Origin of the sequence: Rhodococcus sp. 1163 (assembly GCF_002091985.1) — a bacterium.
Lineage (GTDB): Bacteria > Actinomycetota > Actinomycetes > Mycobacteriales > Mycobacteriaceae > Rhodococcoides.
Genome location: NZ_MKKX01000009.1, coordinates 1 through 3,285, shown reverse-complemented (window position 1 = coordinate 3,285; position 3,285 = coordinate 1). Strand labels below are relative to the sequence as shown.

General features: G+C 60.1%; 1 protein-coding gene. It reads left to right on the top strand.

Going from position 1 to position 3,285, the window contains the following annotated elements; translation table 11 throughout:
- Positions 1 to 31: 31 nt before the first annotated feature.
- Positions 32 to 3,285 (top strand): amino acid adenylation domain-containing protein (locus BJD99_RS01765; RefSeq protein ID WP_306294082.1); only part of this gene is annotated, 3,254 nt, incomplete at its 3' end.

The following is a 3,285-nucleotide window of genomic DNA, read 5'->3' as shown; positions in this document are numbered from 1 at the left end:
GGAGCGGTTTGTTCGGGTGTTGGAGGCGGTGGTGGCGGATTCGTCTGTGGTGGTGGGTGATATTGGTGTGTTGGGTGTTGCGGAGCGTGATGTTGTGGTGTCGGGGTGGAATGGGACTTCTCGTGTGTTGGAGGGCGTTTCGGGTTCGGGTTCGACGTTGGCGTCGTTGTTTGTTGATCGGGTGGTGGAGGTTCCGGGTGCGGTGGCGGTGGTGTTCGGGGGTGAGCGGTTGTTGTATGGGGAGTTTGGGGAGCGGGTGTTTCGTTTGGCTCGGTGGTTGATCGGTGAGGGTGTGGGTCCTGAGGTTTTGGTGGGGTTGGGTATGCGGCGTGGGGTGGATTTGTTGGTGGGGATGTATGCGGTGGTGGTGGCTGGTGGTGCGTATGTGCCTTTGGATCCGGATCAGCCGGCGGAGCGTAATGGGTTCATCGTGGAGGTGGCGTCTCCGGTGTTGGTGTTGGTTTCTGGTGGTGGGGATGTGGGTGTGTTTGCTGGTGGTGGTGTGTCGGTGGTGGATGTGGGTTCGTTGGATGTGTCTGGTTTTTCGGGTGGGGTTGTGGGGGATGGTGAGCGGTTGTCGGTGTTGCGTGGGTCGAATGCGGCGTATGTGATTTTCACGTCGGGGTCGACGGGTCGGCCGAAGGGTGTGGCGGTTTCGCATGAGGCGATCGTCAACCAGATCTCTTGGCTTACCGAGCGGTTCGGGTTGGGTGCGGGGGATGTGGTGTTGCAGAAGACGCCGGTGACGTTCGATGTGTCGTTGTGGGAGTTGTTCGGTACTTTGCTTTCCGGTGGGCGTTTGGTGTTGGCGGCACCGGATGGTCATCGTGATTCTCGGTATTTGGCGCAGGTGATTGCTGATGAGGCGGTCACCATGACCTCGTTCGTCCCGTCGATGTTGTCGGTGTTCGTGGCGGAGACGGCTGGGTTCGAGTCCGATTCGTTCGGTTCGTTGCGGGTGGTTCTCGCGGCCGGTGAGGCGTTGCCGATGTCTGTGGTGCGGTCTTTCGAGCGTGCTTTGCCGGGTGTGGCTTTGCACAACTTGTATGGTCCGACGGAGTTCACGGTGCATGCGACCGAGGGTGTGGTGGATTCTGCTCTCGGGACGGTGACCATCGGTAGGCCGGTGTGGAATACGCGTGCGTTGGTTCTCGACGAGCGTTTGCATCCGGTGCCGGTGGGAGTAGCGGGCGAACTCTATCTCTCTGGTCCTCAGGTGGCTCGGGGATATGTGGCCCGGCCGGATTTGACTAGTGGTGCTTTTGTTGCTGATCCGTTCGCCGACCCCGAAGCGCAGGGTTCGCGTCTGTATCGGACCGGGGACTTGGTGCGGTGGACGAGCGGCGGTGAGATCGAGTATGTGGGGCGCACCGATTTTCAGGTGAAGTTGCGTGGTTTGCGTATCGAGTTGGGCGAGATCGAGGCTGTACTGACCGAGGTGCCGTCGGTGGCGGGTGCTGTTGTGCTGGTGCGCAACGAGCAGCTTGTTGGTTATCTTGTCGGTGAGTCCTCGGCGGGTATCGATCTGGACGAGGTGACTGCAGCAGCTGCTGTGCATTTGCCGTCCTATATGGTCCCGTCGAACTACGTTGTGCTCGAAGAGTTTCCATTGGGATCGAGTGGGAAGCTCGATCGTACGGCTTTGCCGGATCCGGTCGTGGCGGTCAAGGAGTTTCGGGTGCCCACCACGCCGGTGGAAGAGATCGTGGCGGAGACTTTCGCGGGGGTGCTCGGTCTCGAGCGTGTGGGTCTCGATGATGACTTTTTCGAGCTCGGTGGTAACTCGCTGATTGCGACTCAGTTGGTCTCTCGTTTGGGTGCGGTGCTCGACACCCGACTTCCGGTGCGGATTCTGTTCGATGCGCCGAAGGTTGGTGCTCTGGCTTCGTTGGTGGAGTCTCAGGTGGGTGCGGGTGCACGGGTTGCGTTGGTGGCGCAGGTGCGGCCGGATGTTGTTCCGTTGTCGTTGGCGCAGCAGCGGATGTGGTTCCTCAACCGATTCGATACCGCGTCTGCGGTGAACAATATTCCGGTGGCGATCAGGCTGACCGGTGAGCTCGACGTCGCTGCGCTCGGACGCGCAGTCGACGACGTGCTCACCCGCCATGAGTCACTCCGCACCGTTTACCCGGACATCGACGGTGCAGGCACCCAGGAGATTTTGCCGACCGCCATCGTCAGTCCCGACATGACTCCACAACGAGTCTCAGCGGCCGATCTCGCAGATCGACTGCGCGAGTTCGTCTCTGTTGGTTTCGATGTGACGGCGGAGGTGCCGTTTCGGGCTCGTTTGTTCGAGGTTGTGGGTTCGGGTGGTGTGGGTTCGGAGTTCGTTGTGGTGTTTGTGGTGCATCATATTGCGGCTGATGGTTTTTCGATGGGGCCGTTGACGCGGGATGTGATGGGTGCGTATGTGGCGCGGGCTTCGGGTGAGGGGCCGGGGTGGGCTCCTTTGTCGGTGCAGTATGCCGATTATGCGTTGTGGCAGCGTGCGGTGTTGGGGTCGGAGTCGGAGCCGGATTCGTTGTTGTCGCAGCAGGTGTCGTTTTGGCGGTCGGCGTTGGAGGGTTTGCCGGATCAGTTGGATTTGCCTTCTGATCGGGTTCGTCCTGTTGTGGCGTCCAATCGTGGTGCGAATGTTGTGTTTTCGGTGGATGCGGGTGTGCATCGTGGGTTGAGTGTGGTGGCGCGGGAGTTGAATGCGTCGTTGTTCATGGTGGTGCATTCGGCGTTGGCGGTGTTGTTGTCGCGGTTGTCGGGGTCTGATGATGTGGCGGTGGGTACGCCGGTGGCGGGGCGTGGTGAGGCTGCTCTCGATGATGTGATCGGGATGTTTGTCAATACGTTGGTGTTGCGGACGGTGTTCGGTTCGGATTGGTCGTTTGCTGATGTGGTTCGGGATGTGCGTGAGCGGGATTTGGGGGCGTTCGGGCATGCGGATGTGCCGTTCGAGCGTTTGGTGGAGGTGCTCAATCCGGCTCGGTCGCAGGGGCGTCATCCGTTGTTTCAGGTGATGTTGTCGTTCCAGAATTTGGAGCGGTCTTCGCTGGAGTTGCCGGGGTTGTCGGTGTCGGCGGTTGATTTCGATGTTGCGGTTGCGAAGTTCGATGTGCAGGTGACGGTGACGGAGTCGTTCGATGTCGATGGTGGTGCTGCGGGGTTGTCGGCGACGTTGACGTATGCGACGGATTTGTTCGATGAGTCGACGATGGTGTTGTTTGCGGAGCGGTTTGTTCGGGTGTTGGAGGCGGTGGTGGCGGATTCGTCTGTGGTGGTGGGTGATAT